At 60.6% G+C, this 24,972-nt stretch carries 21 protein-coding genes and 1 pseudogene; 8 read left to right on the top strand and 14 right to left on the bottom strand.

Annotation, left to right across the window (positions count from 1 at the left end; genetic code table 11):
* Positions 1-364 precede the first annotated feature (364 nt).
* Entirely contained in the window at positions 365-709 is a 345-nt protein-coding gene (locus tag JS82_08270) for a hypothetical protein (GenBank protein ID QHK18101.1), read from the top strand.
* A 3-nt stretch (positions 710-712) separates the two neighbouring features.
* Here JS82_08270 and JS82_08265 read toward each other — a convergent pair whose 3' ends face one another.
* From JS82_08265 to JS82_08225, 9 genes are all read right to left on the bottom strand, one after another.
* The gene (locus tag JS82_08265) at positions 713-1,702 is read right to left on the bottom strand and encodes a methyltransferase domain-containing protein (protein ID QHK18100.1); all 990 of its coding nucleotides are present in this window, start codon (positions 1,700-1,702) and stop codon (positions 713-715) included.
* Between the two features lie 16 nt (positions 1,703-1,718).
* Complete coding sequence (gene radA, locus JS82_08260) at positions 1,719-2,660, bottom strand: DNA repair and recombination protein RadA (GenBank protein QHK18099.1); 942 nt, start codon at positions 2,658-2,660, stop codon at positions 1,719-1,721.
* Between the two features lie 188 nt (positions 2,661-2,848).
* Entirely contained in the window at positions 2,849-4,015 is a 1,167-nt protein-coding gene (locus JS82_08255; GenBank protein ID QHK18098.1) for an aminotransferase class I/II-fold pyridoxal phosphate-dependent enzyme, read from the bottom strand.
* Positions 4,012-4,845 (bottom strand): diaminopimelate epimerase, encoded by an 834-nt coding sequence (locus JS82_08250; protein ID QHK18097.1) that lies wholly within the window; start codon positions 4,843-4,845, stop codon positions 4,012-4,014. The genes JS82_08255 and JS82_08250 overlap by 4 nt, the downstream gene beginning before the upstream one ends.
* Complete coding sequence (lysA, locus tag JS82_08245; protein QHK18436.1) at positions 4,842-6,098, bottom strand: diaminopimelate decarboxylase; 1,257 nt, start codon at positions 6,096-6,098, stop codon at positions 4,842-4,844. The genes JS82_08250 and lysA overlap by 4 nt, the downstream gene beginning before the upstream one ends.
* Positions 6,098-7,453 carry an aspartate kinase gene (locus tag JS82_08240; GenBank protein ID QHK18096.1) on the bottom strand — a complete coding sequence of 452 codons (1,356 nt, stop codon included), beginning with the start codon at positions 7,451-7,453 and terminating at the stop codon, positions 6,098-6,100. Before JS82_08240 ends, lysA begins: the two co-directional genes overlap by 1 nt.
* A gap of 82 nt (positions 7,454-7,535) precedes the next feature.
* On the bottom strand, positions 7,536-8,408 hold the full coding sequence (locus tag JS82_08235; protein QHK18095.1) for a 4-hydroxy-tetrahydrodipicolinate synthase: 873 nt from the start codon (positions 8,406-8,408) through the stop codon (positions 7,536-7,538).
* Between the two features lies 1 nt (position 8,409).
* Positions 8,410-8,832 carry an AsnC family transcriptional regulator gene (locus JS82_08230; GenBank protein QHK18094.1) on the bottom strand — a complete coding sequence of 141 codons (423 nt, stop codon included), beginning with the start codon at positions 8,830-8,832 and terminating at the stop codon, positions 8,410-8,412.
* 152 nt (positions 8,833-8,984) lie between these two features.
* Complete coding sequence (locus tag JS82_08225; protein QHK18093.1) at positions 8,985-10,616, bottom strand: mechanosensitive ion channel; 1,632 nt, start codon at positions 10,614-10,616, stop codon at positions 8,985-8,987.
* Between the two features lie 132 nt (positions 10,617-10,748).
* Here JS82_08225 and JS82_08220 point away from each other — a divergent pair, with 132 nt between their 5' ends.
* Complete coding sequence (locus tag JS82_08220) at positions 10,749-11,606, top strand: hypothetical protein (protein QHK18092.1); 858 nt, start codon at positions 10,749-10,751, stop codon at positions 11,604-11,606.
* On the opposite strand, the gene amrS is transcribed toward JS82_08220, so the two are convergent.
* Positions 11,590-12,606: an AmmeMemoRadiSam system radical SAM enzyme gene (gene amrS / locus JS82_08215; protein ID QHK18091.1), complete on the bottom strand. Its 1,017-nt coding sequence runs from the start codon at positions 12,604-12,606 to the stop codon at positions 11,590-11,592. The two genes, JS82_08220 and amrS, sit on opposite strands and share 17 nt — an antisense overlap.
* A gap of 10 nt (positions 12,607-12,616) precedes the next feature.
* Positions 12,617-13,525, bottom strand: a pseudogene (thiL, locus tag JS82_08210) (thiamine-phosphate kinase).
* A gap of 252 nt (positions 13,526-13,777) precedes the next feature.
* Here thiL and JS82_08205 point away from each other — a divergent pair.
* The 3 genes from JS82_08205 to JS82_08195 are packed head-to-tail and all read left to right on the top strand — an operon-like array spanning position 13,778 to position 16,764.
* The gene (locus JS82_08205; protein ID QHK18090.1) at positions 13,778-14,392 is read left to right on the top strand and encodes a DUF541 domain-containing protein; all 615 of its coding nucleotides are present in this window, start codon (positions 13,778-13,780) and stop codon (positions 14,390-14,392) included.
* Between the two features lie 6 nt (positions 14,393-14,398).
* Entirely contained in the window at positions 14,399-15,646 is a 1,248-nt protein-coding gene (locus tag JS82_08200; protein ID QHK18089.1) for a hypothetical protein, read from the top strand.
* Entirely contained in the window at positions 15,643-16,764 is a 1,122-nt protein-coding gene (locus JS82_08195; protein QHK18088.1) for a hypothetical protein, read from the top strand. Before JS82_08200 ends, JS82_08195 begins: the two co-directional genes overlap by 4 nt.
* Here JS82_08195 and JS82_08190 read toward each other — a convergent pair.
* Positions 16,756-17,589, bottom strand: a complete 834-nt coding sequence (locus JS82_08190) for an MBL fold metallo-hydrolase (GenBank protein QHK18087.1) — start codon at positions 17,587-17,589, stop codon at positions 16,756-16,758. The genes JS82_08195 and JS82_08190 overlap by 9 nt on opposite strands.
* A 173-nt stretch (positions 17,590-17,762) precedes the next feature.
* Between JS82_08190 and JS82_08185 the strand changes: the two genes are divergently transcribed.
* The 3 genes from JS82_08185 to JS82_08175 all read left to right on the top strand — a co-directional run bounded on the left by JS82_08185 (position 17,763) and on the right by JS82_08175 (position 21,204).
* Positions 17,763-18,899 carry a transposase gene (locus tag JS82_08185; protein QHK18086.1) on the top strand — a complete coding sequence of 379 codons (1,137 nt, stop codon included), beginning with the start codon at positions 17,763-17,765 and terminating at the stop codon, positions 18,897-18,899.
* A gap of 81 nt (positions 18,900-18,980) precedes the next feature.
* On the top strand, positions 18,981-20,270 hold the full coding sequence (locus JS82_08180) for an amidohydrolase family protein (GenBank protein QHK18085.1): 1,290 nt from the start codon (positions 18,981-18,983) through the stop codon (positions 20,268-20,270).
* 1 nt (position 20,271) lies between these two features.
* Positions 20,272-21,204 (top strand): phosphotransferase, encoded by a 933-nt coding sequence (locus JS82_08175; GenBank protein ID QHK18084.1) that lies wholly within the window; start codon positions 20,272-20,274, stop codon positions 21,202-21,204.
* A 1-nt stretch (position 21,205) separates the two neighbouring features.
* Here the strand turns inward: JS82_08175 and JS82_08170 are convergent, their stop codons facing one another.
* Both JS82_08170 and JS82_08165 read right to left on the bottom strand, forming a co-directional pair.
* Positions 21,206-22,984: a cation:proton antiporter gene (locus JS82_08170; GenBank protein QHK18083.1), complete on the bottom strand. Its 1,779-nt coding sequence runs from the start codon at positions 22,982-22,984 to the stop codon at positions 21,206-21,208.
* A 126-nt stretch (positions 22,985-23,110) separates the two neighbouring features.
* Positions 23,111-24,895 (bottom strand): cation:proton antiporter, encoded by a 1,785-nt coding sequence (locus JS82_08165; protein QHK18082.1) that lies wholly within the window; start codon positions 24,893-24,895, stop codon positions 23,111-23,113.
* Positions 24,896-24,972 lie beyond the last annotated feature (77 nt).

Genomic DNA, 24,972 nt, shown 5'->3' with positions numbered 1-24,972 from the left:
TAGGGGCGTCGCGCATCGTGGTGCAAAGGCGCCCGTGGAGAGTCTCAGAAGGCTCTGCAGACACTATGTAGGGACACTATAAAAGGATGCGCGCGATTAAGAGTTCCTTCCCGAGGCACTATTTCCGGGAAGTGCCAGTCCTGCCCGGATGTGTTCATTTGTATGTAGTGATATATGACGCTTTGAAACGGCATCAGATCTCAGTTCTATGGATTATCAGGGGTGTTCCGCTGTGTTTGATTCTGTCCTCGGTCAATTTGACACTTGCCGATCAATCACATGGATCTAGTCGTGTAATGCGGTCGTCGGATACTGCGAGGTCCGCCACGCCAAAATAATAAACGTTGCATGATTCCCCCGCTCGATGGAATTCTTCCTGATGACCGACACGGAGGAGGCGAGGCCCACTCAGAACTGGGAGGACATAGGCCGCGCCCTGGCCGACGTCATGTCGGGTGGGACGGAGTTCGTGGTTCTGTCGAAAGGCGAGTTCGGGGACGACTACATACAGACGTCCATGTGGAACTCGGGAGTCATCCTGCGTCCGAGCTACGTGACGGAGATAAGCATCTCGACGGAGCACGGGGCCCGTCACTACAGGATGAAGACTAAGGACTTCAACACGATCTACAGTGCGTTCCGTGCCTACTTCGACGGCTGGGACCCGGTGGTCACCAAATGGGACGACGTCACCGACGAGTTCGAGTGACTGTCAGTTCCTGAACACGTGATAGTGTCTGGACAGGGACCCGTGCACCTTCTGGAGGTAGATGTTCTCCAGGGTCATCGTCGGGAACTCCACGGCGTGCGGGAGAACCACCCCTGCCCTGGCACCCTTCTTCAGCGACTGCGGGATGGATTCGCCAGCCCTGGCGTAGATGTGGTCTATGTTCTCCCCGCCGGTCTTGGTGGACCTCCCGTAGGGCGGATCCGTGCAGATGGCGTCCATCTCCGGGAACCTCTCCCCTATCTCACCGATGTCTATGGTCTCGAAGTCCGCCAGTTCCAGACCGTAGAAGTCCATGTTCTCCTGGCATCCGATGACCATCTCCTCATCGAAGTCCGACGCCACGGCCCTCATGCCCATCTCAGCTGCCTCGATGACTATCCCGCCTGTTCCGCAGAACGGGTCCAGGACGGTCCCGCCCCTCTTGACGCCTGTTAGGTTGATCAGAGCCCTGGCGTACTTGGGATGCAGGGATATGGGCGAGAAGAACGGTCTCTCACCGACCTTCCTCTTCTCCAGCAGGTCGGTGTCGGTGACGTGCTGTTCCAGGTACAGGTGCACGGCGTCGCACATCTGCATCCTGACGACAACGTCCGGTTCGCGGAGGTTCACGTCGTTGTGCTTGGACAGTATGCCTCCGATCCTTCTGATGAGCCCCTGTGAGTCGACGTCCTTCATCATGCCCTCGAACCTTTTGGCGCGCACAGCGAAGCTCCCCTGGGGGAGGACGACGCTCTCGAGCCCCGAGGTGTCATCCGGGGTGTATTCGCCCAGGTAGAGTCCCATGCTGTGTGTCAGGGCGATGCGGTCTGCGACCCCCTGCAGGAACCTCTCGTCGAAGGATGCGACCATGTATCCCGGGCCGGTCTTCACGACCTCGAACGAGTCTGTCTCCGCTTCAAGGCATCTGACGGCTTCGGCCAGGGGCATGTCCTTGGACTCCCCTGAGAGTTCGAAGAAGAATTGGGGGCTCATGCCCCCGGGTTAGGTTTCAGTCCTTTATTCCATCTTCGGTGACCATGAAGACCGCCTCGCCCTCGGGCAGGTTGGGCGAGTCGATCAGCCTGGCAATCCTCTTGCCGGCCTTGCCCTTCCTGAGGTATATGCGGAACGTGGCGGTGTGTCCCACGATGTGCCCTCCGATGGGCCTCGTGGGGTCTCCGAAGAACGCGTCGGGCTTTGCCGCCACCTGATTGGTCACGGCGATGACGGCGTTGTTGACGGTGGCGAAGTTAAGCAGGTCATGCATGTGACGGTTGAGGATCTGCTGTCTCTCTGCGAGCGCCCCTCTCCCGACGTACTCCGCCCTGAAGTGCGATGTGAGCGAGTCCACGATCAGGAGCCTGACTTTCGTGGTCTGGGCGAGCTCCATGGCCTTGTCGACCAGCAGCACCTGGTGCTGGGAGTTGAACGCCCTGGCTACATGGATCCTTCTCAGGGTCTCGTCCGGGTCCACGCCCAAGTACGTCGCCATCTGGATGATCCTCTCCGGCCTGAATGTGTTCTCAGTGTCTATGATGATGACATCCGAATCGAGTCCGCCCCTGTCCTCGGGCAGGGTCGCGTTCACTGCGAGCTGGAAGCAGACCTGTGTCTTGCAGCTTCCGAACTCGCCGAAGAACTCCACGATGGACTGGCTCTCCAGTCCCCCCGCAAGGAGCTCGTCGAACGCCTTGGATCCGGTCGTGAGCTTAGTCACGGCCTTGCGTCTCTCTAGGATGTCCTCTCCTGTCTCGAAACCGCCAATGTCAGCGCAAAGCTTGGCACCCTCGATGATGTCCGATGCCTTCTTCTCCCCTATCTCGCACGTCTCGGCGAGTTCTTTGGGAGAAGCCACTGCAATGGCCATCAGCTCGTTGTATCCTGCTTCACGGAGTTTCTCTGCTATGGCTGGTCCTACTCCTGGTATGTCTTCAAGGGTTTTGGTGACCATTGGGATTTCCCTCCGTTACTTCCAACGACCATTGGGTATTTAATCGGATTCAGGGGGTGACCGAATATGCCGAATAACCATTAACGATGGTTAAGTCAGGCACGTCCCCGAAGCCCGTGAACGTGCGTGCACAGTGTCGATTACAAATATAAGGAAGGGACCGCCCCGGAGCGGGGCGGCTTTTAAGGTCACTGGTAGGAGCCGCGCTCCATCCTCTCGAGCGCGATCCTGATGCGCTCGACGGGCTCGGTGACGGTCATTCTGATGTATCCGTCGGCGCTCTCGCCGAATCCAGATCCGGGGGTGACGATCACACCGATGTCGATCATCTTCTGGGTGAACTCCGCGGAGGACATACCGCAGTTGAACCAGACGTAGAACGTGCCCTTGGGCATGACGACGTCGTATCCGAGCTTCCTGAGCCCCTCGACGAGGACCTTCCTCCTCTCGGCGTAGATCGCCATGTTGTCGGCGATGGCCTTGGGGGCCTTTCCGTCGTCCCCGTACATCTCCAGGGCCTTGATGCCGGCCTTCTGGATGAAGATGGGGGCTCCGGAGTCGGTCTGGCCCTTGCACTTGGTCAGTCCGGCGATGAGGTCGGGGTGTCCGACCGCGTATCCGAGTCTGAACCCGGTCATGTTGAACGTCTTGGAGAACGACCCGAACTCGATGGCGTCGGGGCCCACCTGCAGGATGGACGGCGCCTGGTATCCGTCGTAGCACATCTCGGAGTAGGCGGCGTCGTAGCACAGGATGGTCCCGTTCTCCTGGCACCAGTCGTAGACCTTTTTCAGGTAGTCGAGGTCGCATGTGGCGCCGGTGGGGTTGTTCGGGTAGTTGATGTACAGCATCCTGGCATCCTTCGGGCACTCGTCCACGTCCAGGAGCCAGTTCTTCTCGGCCCTCAGGGGGACCTTCACGCATTTGGCCTCGTTGAAGATGGTGGCCGCCCCGGAGTACACGGGGTATCCGGGCGAGGGCGCGATGATGGTCTCCCCGGCGTTCACGAACGCCTGGGCGATGTTGAAGATCCCTTCCTTGGATCCGATGGTGATGCACACCTGGGTGTCGGGGTCGATGTCCAGGCCGAACCTCTTCTTGTACCAGGCCGCGACGGCCCTCCTGAGGTCCTTCTCCCCCTGGGAAGAGGAGTACTTCTGGTTCTCGTTGACTCCGGCCTGTCTGCACATCTCCTCAACGATGCAGTCGGGGGTGGGCAGGTCGGGGTCTCCGATGCCGAAGTCGATCATGTCCCATCCAGCCGCCCTCTTCTCGGCGGAGAGCTTCTCCAGCCTGACGAAGAGGTACGGGGGGATCTGTTTCAGTCTATCTGCCTGTTCGAAAGTAGTCATCATATCGCCTCCGTCTCGCCCTCGAAGACCAGCTCCGCCGGCCCCTCCATGAGGACGTATCCGAGATCCTTGTCCACGGTTATCTTGAGCCATCCGCCCGGCAGGTGGACGTCCACGGGCACGCCGAACGGGACCAGTCCGTTGAGGGCCGCCGCGGTGGTGCTGGCGCACGCCCCCGTCCCGCAGGCGAGGGTCCATGCGGCTCCCCTCTCGTAAACGCGTATGTATATCTTTCCGTCCTCGACCCTGCAGAACTCCACGTTGGTCTTGCGGGGGAAGAACGGGTGGCACTCCAGCACCGGCCCGAGCCTGTCGACGGTCCCGTCGTCCATCTCGGTGAAGGTGATGAAGTGGGGGTTGCCCATCGATACGGCGTTGGCCCTGAACCTCACGCCGTCGGCCTCGAAGGGCTGGTCGATGAACCTTCCGTCGAAGTCCACGGGGACCTTCCTCCCGTCGAGGATGGGCGCACCCATGTTGATCCTGACGGTCCCGACCTCGCCGTCCTCCAGTGTGACGGTGGCCTCGAGGTCGCCGGCTAGCGTGTGAATCGAGAACACCGTCCGGTCCACCAGGCCCTTGTCGTAGGCGTACTTGGCGACGCATCTGATCCCGTTGCCGCACATCTCCGCCTCGCTTCCGTCGGCGTTGATGATGCGCATCGTGATGTCGGTACCCTCGCCGGGCATGACGTAGAGGACGCCGTCCGCTCCGATGCCGAAGTGGCGGTCGCACATCGCCTCGCACCATCCCGAGTCGATGACGACCCCTCCCTTCGTCCCGTCGATCAGGATGAAGTCGTTGCCCAGGCCGTGGTACTTCCAGAACCTCATCTCAGAAGCCTCTCGGGGATGATCTGGTGCCTCCACTGCTCCTCCTCGGTCTCGGCCTCGCGGATGAGCTCCGCCTTGCCGTCGTTGACGAGGACCTCTGCGCACAGGGGGCGGGAGTTGTAGTTGCTGGACATGGAGAAGCCGTAGGCGCCCGCGTTGTACACGGCGACCAGGTCACCCTCGTGCGGGTCGGGCAGGACCCTGTCGTGGGCGAGGTAGTCGCCGGACTCGCAGATCGGCCCCACGACGTCGTACTTGTCGGTGCAGGCCTTGCCGAACTTGTTGGCCAGGGCCACGTAGTGGTACGAGTCGTACATGGCGGGTCTGATCAGCGTGTTGAACCCGGCGTCGCAGCCGACGTACTTCTTGGTTCCGGCGTCCTTGACGTCGTTCACCCTGGTGAGCAGAACCGTGGTGTCGCAGACGATGTACCTTCCGGGCTCGAGGATCAGGGTCTTGATGTCCGTCTCCTCTTCTATCATCGCCGTGAGGTTGGATGCCAGCTCCTCCACGTCCATCTCCTCCTCCTGGGGCTTGTAGGGCACGCCGATGCCTCCGCCCATGTCGATGAATTCCAGGTCGATACCGATGCTCTGGATCTCGTTGACCAGCTCGATGAGCACCTCCATCATGTCCATGAACGGCTCGACGACCTGTCCGCCGGAGCCTATGTGGGCGTGGATCCCCTTGATGTTGAACCCGAGGTCCTTGGCCCTGGCGTACGTGTTTATGACCTCGTCCAGGGGGATGCCGAACTTGGCACCCTTGGACCCGGTGATGACCTTGGCGCTGTGGCCCGAGCCGACCCCGGGCGTCACCCTGAAGGACACGTCTGTGCCCGGGGCGATGTCCGCGAGCCTCTCCATCTCGGAGACGGAGTCCAGGTTGATCATGACCCCCAGGTCGGAGACGGCCTTGAGCTCGGCGTCGCTGACGTTGACTCCGGTGTACATGATCCTGTCCGGGGTGTATCCGGCCTTCAGGCAGCTCTTGACCTCCCCGATGGAGACCGCGTCGATGCCGGAGCCCTCCTGCTCCAGGATCTTGAGGATCGCCAGGTTGGTGTTCGCCTTGCAGGCGTAGTGGATCCTGGTGTCCATAAACCTGGAGAAGGCGCCGTAGATGCGCCTGTAGTTCTCTCTGAGCCTCTGCTCGTCAGTGACGTACACGGGGGTGCCGAACTCCTCGGCTATCTCCACGGCGGACTTGCCGCCGATCATCATGACCCCGTCCTTTCCCTCGAATTCCCTCATCATTCAATCACACCGATGTACTTGTCATGCAGTATCTTCACCACTTCGACGACCTTGTTCATCGGGACGACGAAGTTGAGCGACACGTCGGACGCCCCTTCGGAGATCATCTCCACGTTGGCCTCCGCCTCCTTCACGGCGGAGAATATGTCCCCGGAAACGCCGCACTTGTCGAGGAGGTTGTCCCCGACGGCGCAGATGAGCGCCACGTTGTTCTTCACGTCTATCCTCTCGATGTCGCCCCCGCTCAGGCCGTTGAGCTGCCTGAGTGTGATCTTCACGTCGTTGTTGTGGACCAGGAAGGCCACGGTGGACAGGGACGTGGATATGGAGTAGATGATGACGTTGATCTCGGCGATCTTCTCGATGATCCTGGCGACCATCGCGGGCCTGTATGCGATCTCCGCGGAGCTTATGGTGATGATCGACAGGTCGGTCTTCGCCGCGACGCTCCTCAGGAGCTCGTTCTTGGACTTCCTGAGGTGGTGGATCAGGGTGCCGGGCTCGTCCGGCTTGAAGGAGTTCTTGACCTTCAAGGGGATGTGCTTGAGCCTCACGGGCTCGATGGTCCTGGGGTGCAGGACCTTGGCTCCGAAGTATGCCAGCTCGGCCGCCTCGCCGAAGTTCATCTCGTCGATCTTCACGGCGTCGGGGATAATCCTGGGGTCGGCCGACATGAAGCCGTCGACATCCGTCCAGATCTCCAGCATGTCGGCGTCGATGGCGTTGGCGACGACCGCAGCGGAGTAGTCCGATCCACCCCTGCCGAACGTCAGGGGCCTCTTCTGGGAGTTGACGCCGTAGAACCCGGTTATTATGGGGATGACGCCCATGGCCAGCAGGGGCTTGACCTTCATGGTCATGCCGGTGGCGGTGTTCAGCAGGTCCGCGGAGCCCGACATGGGCTGTCCGACCGCCACGATGCCGGCGTCCTCTGACGTGAGAGCCACCGACTTGTGGCCCATCGACCTCAGGACGTACGCCAGGAGCAGGGAGGAGAACCTCTCGCCCTGGGACACCACGGCGTCCCCGTAGAACGGGTCGTCCCTGTCCGCCTCGATGGCGGCCCTGAGGCCGGCCATCCTGGCCTCGAACTCGCTCCTGAACTCGTCCAGGGTCTCGCCCTCGAACAGCTGGGCGGCGGTCGCCAGGTGCTTGGTGGCGAACTGCTCCAGGATCCCGTCCAGGTCGGTCAGTGGGTTGTCCACGATGCTGACGAGGTAGTTGGTTATCCCGGACATGGCGGAGACGACCACGACCTTCTCGCCCTCCTTGTCGGCGACGATGTTCGCCACCCTCTTGAGGGCCTCGGCGGAGCCCACGCTGGTGCCGCCGAACTTCATTACTGTGATCATGATTGAATCACCTCGTTGTAGATGCGATGGGAAATGGGTTGGGGGGCGGCGGTCCGTCCGTCGTCAGCGACGCCGAGGACGCTCATGCTATCCCGAGGTCCTTCAGGATGGGGTCCAGGATCGCCCTGCCGCTTTCCGACAGCGGCGTGAGCGGGAGCCTGGGGCTTCCGTTGCCGTAGCCCATGATGCCCATGACGTACTTGATTGGGATGGGGTTGGACTCGCAGAACAGTGCTCCGAAGATCGGGAGGAGCTTGTTGTGGATGGATTTGGCGATCTCGAACTTGTCCGACTGGGCGTTGCGGACCATCTCGGACACCAGGCCGGGACAGCAGTTGGACGTCACGGAGATCACGCCGTCGGCGCCCATGCTCATGAGGGCGAGGGTGATGCTGTCGTCGCCGGACAGCACCTCGAATCCGTCGGGCCTCCTGGCGATGATGTTCTGGATCTGGGACATGTTGCCGCTGGCCTCCTTCACACCGACGATCCCGTCCAGCTCAGCGAGCCTCAGCATCGTGTCGACGGTGATGTTGGATCCGGTCCTGCCGGGGATGTTGTACACGACGATGGGGATGTCGATGGCCTCCTCGATGGCCTTGTAATGCTGGTAGATCCCCTCCTGCGTGGGCTTGACGTAGTAGGGGGATATGGACAGGATCCCGTCCGCGCCGATGTCCTCGGCGCTCTTGCTGAGGCCCACCGCCTCGGTGGTGCAGTTGCTCCCTGCCCCTGCGAGGACCTTCGCCTTCTTGGCCTCGTCCCTGACTATGCTGATGACCCTGAGGTGCTCCTCGTGGCTGAGCATAGCCGACTCCCCGGTCGATCCGCAGGGGACAAGGGTGTTCACACCGTTGTCCTCCTGGAAGTTGACCAGCCTCCTGAGGGATTCCTCGTCTACCTGCCCGTCCCTGGTGAACGGGGTGATAAGTGCGGTTCCTGTGCCTGCGAACATGTCATGCCTCCCCGAAATGCTCCTTGAGAATGAGGCGGGTCCTCGTGCTGAGGATGTTGTCGTAGCGCCTCACCCTCTCTATGATGTCGTTGAGATGCTGGGATGATTCGACGTCGACGATGGCGATGATGTCCTGGTCGCCGGTAACCTCGAAGACTTCGGTGACACCGTCGTAGCCCGCCAGTTCTTTGGCGATCTCCTGGGTGTCGGTGTTGACGTCGATGCGGATCTCCACCAGCGCCTTCACGTTGCGGGAACTGGTCTTGATCGTGAACCCGCGGATGATGCCCTCCTCGGTCATCCTGTGCACCCTGCTGCGGACGGTGCCTTCGGAGACCCCAAGCTGGTTGGCTATCTCGACGAAGGGGCATCTGGAGTCCTTCTTCATTATCTCGATGATCCTCTTGTCAAGGTTGTCTATCATAAAACCCCCGCATCCTTTCGGCTATGGTTGCTGGCATTCTTTGATATTATATAAACTGTAGGAATCCGTGGTCTCGTGGGCGGATTTCACAGAATCCGTAGGGGAAAAGGGGGTAAACGGTTTCAGCGTTCTGCGGAATCCGCAGAGGACGGTCAGTCGTCCGGGGTCTTGTCGTCCGGTCTCTTCTTGCCGTCGCAGTCGCTCAGGATGTCGATCTGGAGCCTGTTGTACGGGATCTCCACGCCGTTGTCCTTGAACAGCTTGTATATGATCTCGCGGATCTGGCCGGCGTAGTGGGCGCTGAGGTCGTAGTCGTCGACGTAGCATGCCAGCCTGTACTCGATGCCGGAGTCCAGGAAGTTGGTGAGCCTGGTGTTCGGCGGGACGCAGCTCTTGTCCTTTATCACATGGGGGTGCATGTTGGCGGCCTTGATCATGAGCTCCTTCGCGAGGGTCAGGTCCGCGTCGTACGCCACCGACACGTAGATGAAGATCCTGGTGCGGGGGTCCCCCTTGGTGTAGTTGATCATCGTCGCCGAGGTGACGGCGTTGTTGGGCATGGTCACGATCTGGTCCCTGTCCCAGTTCTCGAACTCCGTGTACATGATCCTGACCTTGTGGACGATGTACGTCGTGCCGTTCAGGCTGATGTAGTCGCCCTTCTTGAACGGTCTCGTGGACAGCAGGACGATTCCGGAGAAGAACTGGCTGATGATCTCCTGCGCTCCGAAGGTGATTCCCAGCGTGATGACGCCGGCGCTGACCATGATGCCCGCGAGGTCCACTCCGAACGCCGCGAGGATGATGGTCGCGGCGAGCACACAGATGACGACCTTCCCTATGAGCCTGAACAGGGGGATGAGGGACGAGTCTATGCCGTCCACATCCACGGCGTCGTCCAGACCGTTGATGATGGCCGTGACGAGGAATATGTAGACCTGCCAGGCGAGGACCGAACCGATCAGGACGTAGAGGACCAGCGACCACGTGGACACCATGCTCATGATCTCCGCGCTGGTGCCGATGATGTTCAGGCACTCGTTCACAGCCACGACGAACATCAGGACCGAGATCGTCTTGGTGAGGGTCTGGGTGAGCTTCTTCTTCTCTGTCGCGGTCTTTCTGGACCCGACGATCTTGGTGAGCTGAGGTATGACCAGTTCGCACACCACGATCGTTATGACGATCCAGAGGACGAGTGTGACCACGGCGGTGAACCACGGTTCGTTGAGGGGCGCAGGGAGTGTGTTCGGGAACAGGCCGAAGAACTGGTTGTAGGAACCTTCCGATGTGTAGACGGAGTTGACGTTGACCGTGAACGGCACCTGGCGTTCGAAGACGTTGCTTCCGTCGGTCGATTCGACTGTCACGTCCGTGAACCTGAGAGTCAGATTTCCTTCCACGGTCTGGGTGTCCGTCAGGCGGTCGACCGAGACCGTGATGGTCACCACGGCGATGTGCCTGCCGTCCGAGTCTCCTTTGGGGTAGATGAGGTTCGACTCGGCCCCGTTGACGGTGATTTTGGCGCTGCTCAATATCAGGTCGGAATCGTACGTCGGAACGTCCAGGCTGAGGTAGCTGTCCGAGTTGTTGGTGATGTACAGCGTCGCGGTCTTGGACGTGCCACTTTCCATGTCCAGGGTGATGGAATCCCCGCTCCCGTCGACATTGACTATGACATCGCTCTGCTCTGCCGCATCGCTGTCTCCACCCATCGCGACGGGCACGGCTACCGACAGCATGAGCACCAGCAGCAGAACGTACGTGGTCCTCCTGACATCCATGCTATTCGCATTTACAGGTTGTATTTAAACAAGTTGTGAAAATGCCGAGCTATCCCGCAGGAAATCGCGGATTTGTCTCGTTACAATGATTCCAATGCGATGGTTTTAAGAATCCTGGTGTGTCGGCCCTTCATGGAGGCCGTTCTAACTCTGATGTGGGTACTCGTCCCGGCGTTCGTCCTGGTCCACGGGGCGGTATGCGATGTCAGGACCCGCGAGGTACCGGATTGGCACTGGGCGGTCATCGGCGTGCTCGGTTCGGTCCTGTGCTCCCTGTCCTGCCTCGATGAGGCGGGGGTGTGCGCAGCGGTCTGCCTCGTAGTAGGTGCGGTCCTCCTGACGACGTACATGCTGACCGATCCGCCGGCACTGGTTCGGGCGTCCATGGTCATTGCGGCACTCGTCTTCTACGCGGTCCCCCTCACAGTGGAGTCGGGGGATCCCTTCGCGACGGCGGGTCTCGCATCGGCCGTGGTGTTCTTCTTGTTCTACGGGATGTATCTGGTCGGGCTCCTGCAGGGTGGTGCCGATGCCAAGTGCCTCATGACGCTGGCACTTGCGTTCCCCGTGTACCCTGAGACTCCGTGGACCCCTGCAATCTGGGATGTCGCATACCCTGAATCGCTGATATTCAGTCCGGCGGTCTCGACCTTAGTGGTCGGCCTTGTGCTGTCGATGGCCTGTGCGATATGGGTGCTCTCGGTCAACGTTCGCAGACGCTGCTTCGGACGCCGCATGCTGACCACATACTCAATGCCAGTTCAGGAGGCCAGGGACGCGCACGTGTGGCCGGCCGAGCGTTTCGGGGAGAAGGGAACCGTCCAATGTTGCCGCTGTCTCGACAAGGGGGATGTGCTGGACGCTCTGGAGGCGGCGGGAGTCGCCGACGTACGCGTCACGCCGATGATACCGTTTATCCTCCCGCTGGCGGCGGCTTTCGCCGTCACAACGGTTCTGGGGAGTCCTTTGGCACTTATGATCGGAGCCTGATGGGGATCCTGCGTCCGCAGGAGGAGCACCTGTCGCCGTCCAGGCCGACGATGTCCACGAGGTATCCCAGGCGGCTCACGAGCATGGCCCCGCAACCGGGGCAGTATGTGTTGTCCGCATGCTCGGTGACCACGTTCCCCACGAAGACGTACTCTAGCCCGCACTCCATCCCGATCTCCCTGCATCTCATGACAGTCTCCACAGGGGTCATGGGGACGTCCATCATCTCGAAGTCCGGATGGAACCTGGTGAAGTGGACGGGCACGTCCGCGCCGAGTTCGTCGCGGACCCATCCGCAGAACGATCCGACCTCGTCCTCCGAGTCGTTGTGTCCCGGGATCACGAGGTAGGTGAGCTCTAGGTGGACTCCTTCGTCGCGGATGATGCGGGCCGAGCGCATCACATCCGCGAGGCGCCCCTCGCATATCCTGCCGTAGAAATCCTCGGTGAACCCTTTGACGTCCAGGTTGATCGCGTCGGCGACCCCGCAGAGCTGCCTCAGGGGCTCCTCGTTCAGGAACCCGTTGGTCACAAGCACCAGATGCAGGTCCGGGTCGGCCCTCATGACATCCATGATGTACTCGAACCAGATACCCGGTTCGTTGTAGGTGAACGCGATGGTGTCGAGCCCCTCGTGCCTGCACATCGCCACCAGCTCCTCCGGGGACTCGTACGTGGTGCGCTTCTTGCCGTAGGACATCATGGAGATGGAATAGTTCTGGCAGTGTCTGCATCTCATGTTGCAGCCGACGCTCCCCACCGAGAAGCACCTCGAGCGCGGTCTGTAGTGGTAGAGCGGCTTCTTCTCGATGGGATCTACGGCTATGGACGACACCTTTCCGTAGGAATACGCCACCAGCATGTCCTCGTCGGCCCTCCGGGACCCGCACCTGCCGTACTGCCCCGGCCTGAGCCTGCATCCGTGGGGGCACAGTCCGCAGACGTACGCGTCGCCGTCGCGAGTGTAGAACCTGGATTCGACACGCTCGGTATTCGCCATAGGGGATCACGGACCTCTTCCCGTCCTCCACGAGGCTGGGCCTCCCGGAGTCGTTCACCATGCCTATGATGGAGAACTCCACCTCGGCGTCGTACAGTCTGTCCAGGCGTTCCCTGTCAGCCGTGAAGAGGAGCTCGTACTCGCCACCCCATCCGAGCAGGAGGTCCTTGGCCGGCCTGCCTGACGCTTCTGCCATCTCGTCAACGCAGGGTCCGCGGGGGATGAAGTCCAGTTCCACGTCGATACCGACCCCGGATGCCGAGCATATGGTGTTCAGAGCGGTGCCGAGGCCGTCCGACAGGTCCATGCAGGAGGTCACCGCTCCCGATTTGGCCATGGCGACCCCCTCCTCCACGCGGGGGATGGGCACATACAGGGCCTCCTTCGCCTCGGGGGCCTCCAGGCCTTTCTCCAGGGCGATGAACGCGGCCGCAGGTCCGCCCACCGGGCCGGTCACAGCCACAATGTCCCCGGGACGGGCGCCGGACCTTCTCATGGGGAGCCTCCCGTCCATCGTGCCGAGCGCGGTCCCCGCCACGATCCCGGGGCCGGTCTTGGTGTCCCCGCCGACGATCCCTGTGCCGCAGAACTCGCAGCACTGGTCGATGCCGCTCATGATGTCGTAAGCGGCCTGGGTCTCGAGGTCCAGGGGGAGTGCGAGCGCCGCCAGGAACCCGATAGGTCTCGCACCCATCGCCGCCAGGTCGCTGAAGTTCACGGCGGCGGCGTACCATCCGAACTGTTCGTACGACATCCCCGCGGGGAAGTGCCTGTCGAAGGTCACAACATCAGTCGTCACGACCGTTCCGTTCTCGATGACGGCGGCATCGTCGCCGGGGCCAATCATGCCCTCCGGTCTGATGAAGCTCCTGAAGTCTTCTATGAGCTGTCTCTCGCCGATGTCGCCAATCCTTGCCATCATGTCTGTTACCATTGTATCGGATTTAAACTTAGAGTGACCCGCTATCCGTATCGTCGGCGTCCGCGTATGCGAAAGTCTGCGCTGGTCGGACTGGACGGGTGTTTGCACGGTCCGAGGGATCGATACGTAGTGATATATTGGATTATACGTTCGATTATGTATTCGATGAATTTACCATTCGATGATACAAAGACGGAAGAACTAATTATATCGGTCGTTCTTAAATTACCCAAGGAGGAATGACGGCACATGGACAAGACAATCACAGTAACAGGTTCGGGAACGGCATACGCCACACCCGATGCGGCCGTCGTCAACGGGGAGATCATCGGAACCGTTGCGGATTACTCCGAAGCGGTGAGGTCCTCGGCGGAAGCCCTCACGTCAATCAGGAAGTCGATCGGTGAGGCGGGATTCGACATGGACGATCTCAAGACCACCAATTTCTCGGTCGACACCGTGTACAAGAACGGCAGCGCCGGCACAGCCGAGTTCGCCGGGTACCGTTACATGCACGGGATATCGATAACCACCGACGCGGATGGCGAATCCCTCGGAAGGCTTCTGCAGGCCCTCACGTCATGCAGCCAAGCCCCCGAGTTCAGGGTATCGTACATCGTCAGGGACCCCTCGGAGCCCATGAGGGAGGCGAGGCAGGCGGCGGTCAAGGACGCGAAGCACAGGGCAAGGGAGCTGGCTCTCGCTGCCGATGTGAAGCTTGGCGGAATCGTCTCCATAAGCTACGCCTCAAACAACTGTTCGGTATCCCCCAGGGCGAGGATGTTCTCTGCGATGGCCGTCGACGCAGTACCCAAGGATGCGGAGTTCCACGATTCGGTCACTATTCAGTGGGAGATCATCTGACCTTGTATGAGTTCGTCCGCCCGGGATTCCGATCCGGAACACAATGAATCAGAGCAGTCCAGCGACACCGTTGGATGCAGCCGCGAGGGCACCGTGCCCGCAGGGGTCTCCCGGAGGACGTACCGTACGGTGTCGGTCCTTCTGGCGATCTCTGCGTTGTTCTTCGCCGTCTCCGCTCTGATGCTCATGGGCGCCGAGGAGCCTGTGGGATGGGAAGACCGCGAGTACACGGAGGGGAATCTCACCATCAACAGCGGGCTCCACAGCGAGTACATCACGATGGTTTCCGCAGGCGGGGAACCGGAGCTGGAGTACACGGGCCCGGGTTCGGATGTGGAGTGGCTCAGCACCGATCTGAGCGACACCGACATGATCGCCGTCGGCGACCACTACGAGTTCCGCAAAGCGACGCGCTCCTATGACAACACCATTAGCTTCCAAGAGCCGGGCGAGTACGAAGTCGTCCTATTCGTGGACGGATCTGTCGTCGCCGCGGGTCGCGCGGTGGTGGACGGGGAGATCCAGGACAAGTACGAGTGGAGCCGTTTCATCGACGGGGACTACGTCTACTACGGCATCACCTTCACCTACATGTTCGAAGAGTACCAGCGTTATGCCGAGGAGAGCGCCGTACGTCATGCGCAGAGCGGGCTGAGCGACGGCAGATTCGCTGTCGTCGACGACGCCATCATGCGTCTCGCCGATGCGCTGGCGGACGAGTACGAGGCTGTGTATGGTCCGGATGCGCAGAGGAACGGGCAGGATTACGCCGACTATCTGCTCTCCTTCGTCCAGTTCGCAATACAGTATCCGATAGAGCTGGAGTACGAGGATGGCGAGTTCGTGCCGGTGTCCGGAGGCAACGGCGACCTGTACCTGTACGGCACGGAGGAGTACTGGGCGTATCCGATGGAGACTCTCTACCACAGGATGGGCGACTGCGAGGACACATCGTTCCTGCTGGCCTCCCTGTACTCGGCGAGCGGGTACACGTCGTCGACCATCCGGGTTTCCGGCCATATGGTCGTCGGTGTCGAGCTAGACCTGTTCGAGCCGGACGGGTTCTATGCGAACCATCTCCGGATATCCGATGTAACTCTCGACGGCACGCATCTTTGGCTGTGCGAGACCTCCTACGACCAGTACGTCCCGGTCGGTCTTCTGAACATCAAATCCGATCTCGAGGTGTCGGACATAAGGCAGTACGCCTTCGTGGCCCCTGTCGTGACCACAAAGGGGGCTGCGTCCGCGTGAGGGCGGGGTCAGCAATAGCCGTCATATCCGTGGTCGTCATCCTGGCGCTGGCTGCATATGCGGTGTCCGTCATGCACGGTTCCGGGAACGGGTCCTCTGACGGGCCGGCACCGGAAGAACCCGGGGAGGGCCTCGCCGGAATCCACGTGACGGGGCTTCCGGAGAGATATTCCGTCTCCGGCGACGACACGATAGTGGCTCCCGGAGAGGTGACATGGCATGTGACCGACAGCTTCCACACATTCTACGACGTCTCCGGCTCGGGATCGTTCACCGAACGCTACTCAGGATACGACGTCACATCTCCATCACTGACCCTGGATGTCGGTGCGTACACCGTCACCGCTGACGGATGCGAGTTCACCGTCGTCGTGTACGGAGACATCGTCAGGTCAGTCAGCTGGACTTACGACATGGACGGTGTTCCGGTCGAGGCCGCCATCGAGTACACCATCAGCCTGGGGGACCTCCTGTCGTCGACGGAGTCCAGCCGCGGGTTCAACTCCGCTTACAACAACGGCACGTCTGCGTCGTTCGACCTTCTCCCGGAGATGGTGGTCACAGACAGCCTGACCGACGCCGTGGAGAGGGCCCTGTCGGACGAGTACGTCAGGATCGGCGGGGACGCTTCGGACGTCCAGGGGTATCTCGACTTCATCGCATCGTTCGTCCAGCTGAATGTCCGGTATCCTGGGACGATACGCGAGGACGGGTCCGTCCGCGGGTGGGACTACGGGGTCTACGGTGCCGACGAGTACTGGGCGCTCCCGCAGGAGACCCTGTACCACCTGTACGGGGACTGCGAGGACAACTCCGCGCTGCTCTGCGCCCTGTACATCGAGGCTGGGTACCAGGTTGCCATGGGCGGGAAGAGCGGCCATGTCTTCGCAGGGGTCGCGCTGGAGGGATTCGAGGAGGTTCCCGACTCGCGTCTGGACGATCTCGGTGTCGGCTACCTCACGCTGACCATGAACACCGCGGTCGGAGGGACGGACGGGACCGTCTACTATGCCGTGGAGACGATAAGGGGTCAGACGCCGGTCGGGTACACGACCTGGACGGCCTTCGGCGACAACACGTTCTGGGGCACTACGGGGTTCTATCCCGTCTCAGGGTGACGAGTCGGGTATCCATTCGCCGTCGAAGGTCTCCGCGTCGGAGACGGTGAGCTCTTCGCCCACGTCGAGGGTCATGAGGTCGTGGGCGGCGATGGTCCTGACGCCCGTGGCATCCTCGACCGATGCGGCCTCCGCGTCCGGGCCGCGGCGGATGATCACGACGCCGAGGTGGATGAAGATGGCCAGTTCCGGCTTGACGCGGTCGACGAATGTTATCGCGTCGTCGGTGCATAGATGGTATTTGATCCTGTTCCCCGTGGGGGTGGTCACAGGCAGAAGGAGGACCCTGGTTCCGACGTACTGGTCTGCCAGCTCGTCCGTGTACTCGGTGTCGCTCACGTAGGAGACGATGCCGTGCTCCGTGTGGAACCTGAACCCCACGTTGGTCGGGTCGCTGTGGATCGCCCTGCAGATGTCCACCTTCAGGCCGTCCACATCCAGGACGTCGCCGGGAGTGAAGACCGTGACGTCCTCCACGATGCCCTTGTGGTAGTCCGAGATGCATGGGCCCAGCCTCCCGTTCCCGTTTATGACGGTCTCCGACCCGTAGAGGTGGCCGTGCTTGACCCATCCCCCTCTGGACATGCCCTCCAGAACGCTCTCGGCATCCGAGTAGTGGTCGGGGTGGCAGTGGGACACGATCAGCGACTCCGTCCTGGTGAGGTCGTACCTGATCCTGTGCATCTGCGTCAGCGCGCCGGGTCCGGGGTCCACATGAAGGAACCTGCCGTCATGCTCGATGAGCATGCCGCCCGTGGAACGTACCTGGTACATGGTGGTGTGACGACCACCACCGGTTCCGAGGAATGTTATGCGGAAGCTCATGAGAGCTGGAATGTGCGCGGAGTATTTCGGCTCTTCGGGATTGAGGGTAGATGACCCCATACCGGAGGGTTATTCGGCCCTTTCCGGGCATGGCCAGACGTCTCGGGGGATGGGACCTTGTTCGGGGACCTCCCTCTGTGAGGCTTATAAGCCGGATGGTCGGTCGGGATATCATGGAAGAAATGGAGGGGGGATCCGCAGAGAAGGGGCACGTCACAGTAGTGTACCCTGCATACCCGAACGGCGCTCAGGAGCGCGAGCTCCTGAGGACGCTCGACGTCGTCCGCGGCCTTTACAACCATTTCCTCGCGGAATGCATCGCCGACGTCGTGGAGGGGGACAGGTTCCCGACCCCGAGGGAGATGAACAAGGGGATCACCGTGATGAGGGGCCAGGATGCGATACTGAGGTCTGTGGCCGTGTTCACCCTCAGGGACGCGCCCCTGAGGGTGCATGCGGCCATGACGAGCTTCGCGAAGCTGTCGGCTAGGTCCGGAGAGCTGCGGCTCCCCCGCTTCAAGTCCGAATCCAGATACCGTTCCCTGGCCATCGATCCGAGGGGCGTTAGGTTCGACGGCAGGCGCATCGTCCTGGGTAAGTGGATGGGACTCAGATGCGGGAACCTCGACAGGAGCCGCAGGCTCCACAGGCCCGAGGGCGGGAGGGTCGTCACGGCCAGGGTCGTCCGCAAAGGGAGCGGCAGGTGGTACGTGCACATCACCTTCGAGATCGACAAAAGATATCGCGGCGAGATCGACCTGTCAGAACCCGCGCAGCCCGAGGCCCCCGACCTCTACGCGAGACACGAGAACGAGATCGCCAGGCTCCAGCGGCAGATCGAGTCGATGGAGGACGGACCGAAGCGCAGGAGGAAGCAGAGACGCCTCTCCGCACTGCACGAGAGGATCCGTCGCAGACGCGACGGATATCTGGACAGGGTCGCCAACCGCATGGTGTCCGGCCATTCGGCCGTGATCCTGGAGGATCTCAGGCTTAGGAGGATGATGGAGCGGGACGACTGTCCCGCTCCGAGAAGGAAACTGTTCACGGAGGTCGCTCTGGGAATCCTTGTGAGGAAGGTGGAGGCGAAGGCTGAAAGAGCTTGCATCCCCCTGGTCAAGGTCGACCCGGCGTACACCACACGCACATGCTCGTGCTGCGGGCTAGTGGGTGAGAAAATGCCTCTGACTCAGAGGGTGTTCTCGTGCCCGCGGTGCGGGCTCGAAATGGACCGTGACCATAACGCGGCGCTGAACATCCTGGGTTCCGGCATGGGAACCCTGCGGGGATCCGCAGAACCGTCCGGATGACACCGGACGACATGGGGTCGGGGGCCATCCACCCCCAATCCCTAAGAGCCCTTTATTATTGATGCCATCAATCGCATCCTCATGATTACAGCGATCCGCAACGCATGGATCGTCACACAAGACGAGTCCAGACGCATTCTCAGGGGTGATGTGGTTATCGACGGCGAGAGAATCGTCTCGGTCGGCCCCGCATATGACGGCACGGCAGACAGGGAGATCGACGCCACCGGCGACATAGTGATGCCCGGAATGATCAACACCCACACCCATGTGGCGATGTCCGTGATGAAGGGCGTCGTCGACGATCTGACGTTCCCCGATTTCCTTGACAAGGTGTTCAAGATCGATTCCGACAGGACCGACGAGGACCTCGCCCTGGGAACCAAGCTCGGATGCATGGAGATGATGCGCGGCGGAACCACGACGTTCATGGACCTCTACTACTCCGAGGACGTCATCGCCAGGGCCACCCAGGAGGCGGGCATCAGGGGCGTCCTCTGCTGGTGCGTCCTGGACCAGGAGTGCACGACGCAGAAGGGCAACCCCCTCCAGAACTGCAAGGACTTCCACAGGAGGTTCAAGGACGAACGCAAGATAGTTCCCGGAGTGGGCCTCCAGGGCGTCTACGTGTGCAACGAGGAGACCTGCGTGGGAGCGAAGGAGTTCTCCGACGAGGTCGGAGCGCCCATGAACTTCCATCTCTCGGAGACCAGAGGGGAGGTCAACGACCACAAGAAGAAGACCGGCATGCGCCCGGCAGAGTGGCTCTCCAGCATCGGGGTCCTGGGTCCGAGGGGGGTCGCGGCCCACTCGGCTTGGCTGACGCTCAGGGAGGTCAGGCTCATGGGCGAGGCCGGCATGTCCATCTCGTCCTGTCCGGTATCCAACATGAAACTCGCCACAGGAGGTGTCGCACCCGTGCCGGAGTTCCAGAAGTACGGCGTCAACGTCTCCATCGGAACCGACGGGAACACCACCAACAACACCCTGGACATGTTCGCGGAGATGAAGACCCTCGGCCTCCTGCAGAAGTCCAGCAGATGGGATCCTGTCGTGGCCAATGCCCAGGAGCTCATCGATTTCGCGACCATCAACGGTGCGAAGGCCGTCGGCATGCAGGACTCCATAGGGTCCATCGAACCCGGCAAGTACGCCGACGTGGTCATTCTGGACGGCAAGGCGCCCAACCTCAGGCCTCTGGTTCCCGAGAACATCATCGCCAACATCGTCTACTCGGGCAACAGCCTCAATGTGAAGACCGTCTTCTGCCAGGGCGACATGGTCGTCGAGGACGGCAGGATCACAACGCTCGACACGGAGGAGGTGCTGGCGGGATCCGAGGACGCGTGGAGGTCCCTCTGCCTGAGATGAGATGTCGGTAAGATTCGAGAGACCGGACTGGGGTGCCATCCGCGAGAGCGGTGACATGGCCGTGGACATGCACTTCCACACCAGTTGCTCCGACTCCTTCACAGATGTGAGGGCGGCCGTCAGGCTGGCCGCCGAGAGGGGCGTCGGAGTGGCGATCACGGATCACAACCTCATCGAGTCGCTTGTGAGGATCAAAGGTGAGGATACGCCCATCCCGGTGATCCCGGGGATGGAGGTCAGCACCTCGGACGGCCCCCACATCCTGGTCTACTTCTACGACCTCTCTGACCTGGAGAGGTTCTGGTACCGCAGCATCCGGCCCAGGCTGCAGGAGTGCCCGTGGCTGGCGCTGAGGGACTGTCCCACCGAGAGGCTACTCGACCTCCTGGAGAAGGAGAACTGCGTCGTGTCCGCGGCGCATCCTGCCGGATACTTCGGAACCAACAAGGGCGTGGAGGTCTGCATCCGCAAGGGCTACCTGGGCGAGGACGTCGCGAAGCGTCTGAACGCCTACGAGGTCGTATGCAGCGGGATGACGCGCGACTCGAACCGTCGGGCCCTGGCGGCCGCCCGCAGATACGGCATCGGCTACACCGGCGGCACGGACGGCCACACCCTGAACGAGGTCGGTAACGTCGTGACTGTGTCCTCCGCGTCGACCGTGGACGAGTTCCTCAACGACGTGATCAGGCGCCGCGTGGATGTGGTCGGCTTGGAGAAGACCGTCCCCAAGAAGGTCCAGATGGCATCGGCGTCACTCGGGAAGTTCATGCTCCATTCCCCTTCAGCCATCATGGTCCAGACGAACCAGGCCGTGAGGTCGGCGGACCGCGGGGCCAGGAAGGCCGCCGTAGCGGTGAAGGGTATGACCAACGATTTCGTCGAGACCGCCGCGGAGATCGAGACCCGCATACGCGAGATCGGGAAGCGCTGACTCAGAGGTCGTCGCTGTCCTCGTTCTCGTCGTATTCGTCGGGTTCCGGCTCCTTGCCGCTCTTGTCCTCCCGTCTCCTGCTGAAATAGTACAGCAGCAGGGCGACGATCGCCACGGCGAGCATCACCAGATGCAGCCAGATGCCGACGGAGTTCGGTGTCACTATGATTATCAGCACGTCTATCAGGATCACCATCAGGTAGGTGTTGACCTCCAGGATGCGGTGGTAGATCACGCCCGGCTCATCGCCGGTCCCCTCTCTGACGGCAAGGTGGCGGGCACCGCTTATTATGACCTCGTCCAGGAACTTCACGTTGTTGACCAGGTGGTACACCGGTACGATGAGTATCGCGAAGTTGACGAAGAGCATCGTGATGCTCCAGACGGTCGTGTTCCCGCCGAAGTTGGTCGTCAGCCAGTCCACCGCCAGGGGTGTGGCGAAATGGAACACTATCTGAACGGCGACGATCACCAGGATGTTGATGTATGTGTGGGTCATGCTCCTGTACATCGCCTTGCGCGACTTCTTGGATGAAGCGTGCAGGCGCTCGTAGAACCTGTCCCTCGAGGAGTTGATGTTGCAGCATGCCGCGTACACGGGCTTCGGGCACTTCTCGACCGACTTGTCCCATATCTGCGCGGCGTACTTGGTGAGGAACGGCAGCATGACCATCGAGACGAGGGCGGCTCCGACCACCGACGTGTAGAACGCGTTGTCCACCACCCCGAAGTCCAGCGCCTCCGCAGCGATGATGAACGCGAACTCACCCATCGCCACCAGGCCGGTGGCCGACAGGAACCCGTTGCGGCATGTCTCTCCGCCGATCCAGTATGCCAGGAACACGGTGGAGATCTTCAGGACAGCGAACAGCAGGTAGATGATCAGGATCATCGCGATGTTGTCCACGATGGAGGACAGGGTAATCTCCATCCCTATCGAGATGAAGAACATCGCCATGAACAGATCGCGCATGGGCTCTATCTTGTGGTTGATGTCCTTGCTCTTCCTGCTGGCCGCGATCATCATCCCCATCAGGAACGCTCCGATGGCCATGGACAGGCCGATGTAGATCGAGAGGAGCGCCATGCCGAAGGCCAGGCCGACGGAGAACACGGTCAGGATCTCGTCCGAGACGTTGTCGGAGACCCAGTTGATCATCCTGGGGATGAGTCTCAGTCCAACCAGGAGGCTGGCCACCATGAACACGATGATGCTGGCTATCATCACTATGAGGCTGTTGACGTCGATCGACGGGTCGTTGCTGGCCATGATGGGTGTGATCATGGATAGGATGATGACCTGGCCGATGTCTTCCATGATCGTGATGAGGACGAGCATCTCGATGTGCTCCTTGTCGAGACGCTTCTGAGCCTTCAGGACCGCCATGACGACGGCGGTGCTTGATCCGGAGATGATGGCGCCCAGGCAGATGCACTGGACCATGTCGAATCCCATGAACGTCCCGGCAACGACGCCTCCCAGGACCATCAGTGGCAGTTGGATGACGGCGACCTCTATGGCGAATATCCCCTGTTTCCTGATCTTCTTCAGATTGATCTCGAGGCCGATGCAGAACATCAGCATGACCAGACCTATGTCCGACAGGATCTCTATGACCATCTCGCCTTCGGCGGTCACCACCCAGACGTTCGCGATGATGATCCCGGCGACGATGTATCCTATCAGGGGTGGAAGTTTGATCTTGTTGAAGATGATCGAACAGGCCGCAGCAAGTAATGTGAAGACTGCCAAGCTAGTCAGAAGCGTCGTCTCATCCACGTATCCACCCGTATACAGTATACGTCGAAGACTATATTATTGGATGTGAACACGCTCCAAACTAACCGTGGGATGGTGTTTACGTAGTGACAAAACGGAGCCTTCGCTGTCCGTGTCCAGACTTTTTCAGAGATCGTCGCCTTCGTCGTCCTGATCTGGCGTCTGGGTCCTCTGAGCGGAGGGGGGCTTCTTCCTGTCGTCCCTGAGCCTCTTCAGATAGAACACCGCCAGGACGATGGCGGCCAGCCCCAGGACTACCAGGTGCTGCCACAGCCCCACGGAGTTGGGGCATATTATGACGATCAGCGCCACGATTATCAGCACCATGATGTAGGTGTTGATCTCCAGGAACCGCTGGTATATAGCACCCGGTTCGCTGAGGTTCCCCTCCCTCTTTGCGATGCGGCGGGCCCCTCCGATGATCATCTCGTCAAGGAACTTCACGTTGTTGACCAGGTGGTACACCGGCATCATGAGGACGGCGAAGTTGACCATGAGCATCACGATGCTCCACAGGTCGCGGGTGCCTCCGAAGTTGGCGGTGATCCAGTCGACGCACACCGGGATCAGGAAGTAGAACGCGATCTCGATGGCGGCGATTGCCAGGATGTTGATGTAGGAGTGGGTCATGCTCCTGTACATTGCCTTACGGGACTTCTTGGAGGTCGCGTAGACTCTGCTGTAGACCCTCTCTCTGGTCTCGTTGAGCCTGCAGCATGTGGCGTAGATGGGGCGCGGGCACTTCTCGACGGATTTGTCCCAGATGCGGGGGGAGTACCTGCTCAGGAAAGGCAGTATTACCATGGACAGCAGGGCGGCACCGACCACAGATGTGTAGAACGACTGGTCTATCGCTCCGAATCCCAGTGCCTCGGAGGCGATGATGAATGCGAACTCGCCCATGGTCGCGAGGCTGACTGCGGACAGGAACCCGTTGCGGCAGGTCTCGTTTTCGAACCAGTACGCGATGAACACCGCCACGACGATGAGGATGAGGAAGATCAGGTAGAGCACGATGATAGTGCCTATGTTGTCGATCAGCGAGGACACCGTGATCTCCATCCCTATCGAGATGAAGAATATGGCCATGAACAGATCGCGCATTGGCTCTATCTTATGGTTGATCTCCTTGCTCTTTCTGCTCCCGGCTATCATCATCCCCATCAGGAACGCTCCGATGGCCATGGACAGGCCGATGTAGATCGAGAGGAGCGCCATGCCGAAGGCCAGGCCGACGGAGAAGACGGTCAGGATCTCGTCCGAGACGTTGTCGGAGACCCAGTTGATGGCTCTCGGTATCAGCTTCAGGCCGACGACTATGCTGGCCACCATGAACACGATGATGCTGACAATCATCACTATGAGGCTGTTGACGTCGACGGACGGGTCGTTGCTGGCCATGATGGGTGTGATCATGGACAGGATGATGACCTGGCCGATGTCCTCCATGATCAGGACCAGTACCAGGGACTCCTTGTGGTCGGCGTCCAGCTCCTTCTGGGATTTGAGGACCGCCATGACGACGGCGGTGCTGGATCCGGAGATGATGGCTCCCAGGCAGATGCACTGGACCATGTCGTATCCGAGGAGCATCCCGGCTACTATGCCGCCCAGCATCATCAGTGGCAGTTGGATGATGACCACGCCCATGGCGAACAGGCCCTGTTTGCGAATCTTCCGTAGGTTTATCTCGAGGCCGATGCAGAACATCAGCATGACCAGGCCTATGTCCGACAGGATGCTGACTATCTGTTCGCTGTCGTTCGTTATCGTCCAGACGTTCGCGATGATGATCCCGGCGACGATGTATCCGATGAGCGGAGGCAGCCGGATCTTGTTGAAAATGATGGAGCAGGCTGCAGCGAGCAGCGTGAACACTGCCAGACTGGTCAGTAACGCTAGCTCTTCCAAGCACCCACCCAGGGTGTGTTAGATTGATTGTCATATATATTGTTCTTCACAGGGTCCGGCGGCACCCCTCTGTGAAC

The sequence above is a fragment of the Methanomassiliicoccaceae archaeon DOK genome, from assembly GCA_009911715.1.
GTDB lineage: Archaea > Thermoplasmatota > Thermoplasmata > Methanomassiliicoccales > Methanomethylophilaceae > Methanoprimaticola.
The sequence above is the reverse complement of the archived record's forward strand: the minus strand, read 5'-3'. Positions and strand labels throughout refer to the sequence as shown.

Excerpts from the sequence above, each read along its gene's own strand:
- JS82_08270 (QHK18101.1), top strand. The coding sequence starts at position 365 with ATGGAATTCTTCCTGATGACCGACACGGAGGAGGCGAGGCCCACTCAG.
- JS82_08265 (QHK18100.1), bottom strand. The coding sequence starts at position 1,702 with ATGAGCCCCCAATTCTTCTTCGAACTCTCAGGGGAGTCCAAGGACATG.
- radA (QHK18099.1), bottom strand. The coding sequence starts at position 2,660 with ATGGTCACCAAAACCCTTGAAGACATACCAGGAGTAGGACCAGCCATA.
- JS82_08255 (QHK18098.1), bottom strand. The coding sequence starts at position 4,015 with ATGATGACTACTTTCGAACAGGCAGATAGACTGAAACAGATCCCCCCG.
- JS82_08250 (QHK18097.1), bottom strand. The coding sequence starts at position 4,845 with ATGAGGTTCTGGAAGTACCACGGCCTGGGCAACGACTTCATCCTGATC.
- lysA (QHK18436.1), bottom strand. The coding sequence starts at position 6,098 with ATGAGGGAATTCGAGGGAAAGGACGGGGTCATGATGATCGGCGGCAAG.
- JS82_08240 (QHK18096.1), bottom strand. The coding sequence starts at position 7,453 with ATGATCACAGTAATGAAGTTCGGCGGCACCAGCGTGGGCTCCGCCGAG.
- JS82_08235 (QHK18095.1), bottom strand. The coding sequence starts at position 8,408 with ATGTTCGCAGGCACAGGAACCGCACTTATCACCCCGTTCACCAGGGAC.
- JS82_08230 (QHK18094.1), bottom strand. The coding sequence starts at position 8,832 with ATGATAGACAACCTTGACAAGAGGATCATCGAGATAATGAAGAAGGAC.
- JS82_08225 (QHK18093.1), bottom strand. The coding sequence starts at position 10,616 with ATGGATGTCAGGAGGACCACGTACGTTCTGCTGCTGGTGCTCATGCTG.
- JS82_08220 (QHK18092.1), top strand. The coding sequence starts at position 10,749 with ATGGAGGCCGTTCTAACTCTGATGTGGGTACTCGTCCCGGCGTTCGTC.
- amrS (QHK18091.1), bottom strand. The coding sequence starts at position 12,606 with ATGGCGAATACCGAGCGTGTCGAATCCAGGTTCTACACTCGCGACGGC.
- JS82_08205 (QHK18090.1), top strand. The coding sequence starts at position 13,778 with ATGGACAAGACAATCACAGTAACAGGTTCGGGAACGGCATACGCCACA.
- JS82_08200 (QHK18089.1), top strand. The coding sequence starts at position 14,399 with ATGAGTTCGTCCGCCCGGGATTCCGATCCGGAACACAATGAATCAGAG.
- JS82_08190 (QHK18087.1), bottom strand. The coding sequence starts at position 17,589 with ATGAGCTTCCGCATAACATTCCTCGGAACCGGTGGTGGTCGTCACACC.
- JS82_08185 (QHK18086.1), top strand. The coding sequence starts at position 17,763 with ATGGAAGAAATGGAGGGGGGATCCGCAGAGAAGGGGCACGTCACAGTA.
- JS82_08180 (QHK18085.1), top strand. The coding sequence starts at position 18,981 with ATGATTACAGCGATCCGCAACGCATGGATCGTCACACAAGACGAGTCC.
- JS82_08175 (QHK18084.1), top strand. The coding sequence starts at position 20,272 with ATGTCGGTAAGATTCGAGAGACCGGACTGGGGTGCCATCCGCGAGAGC.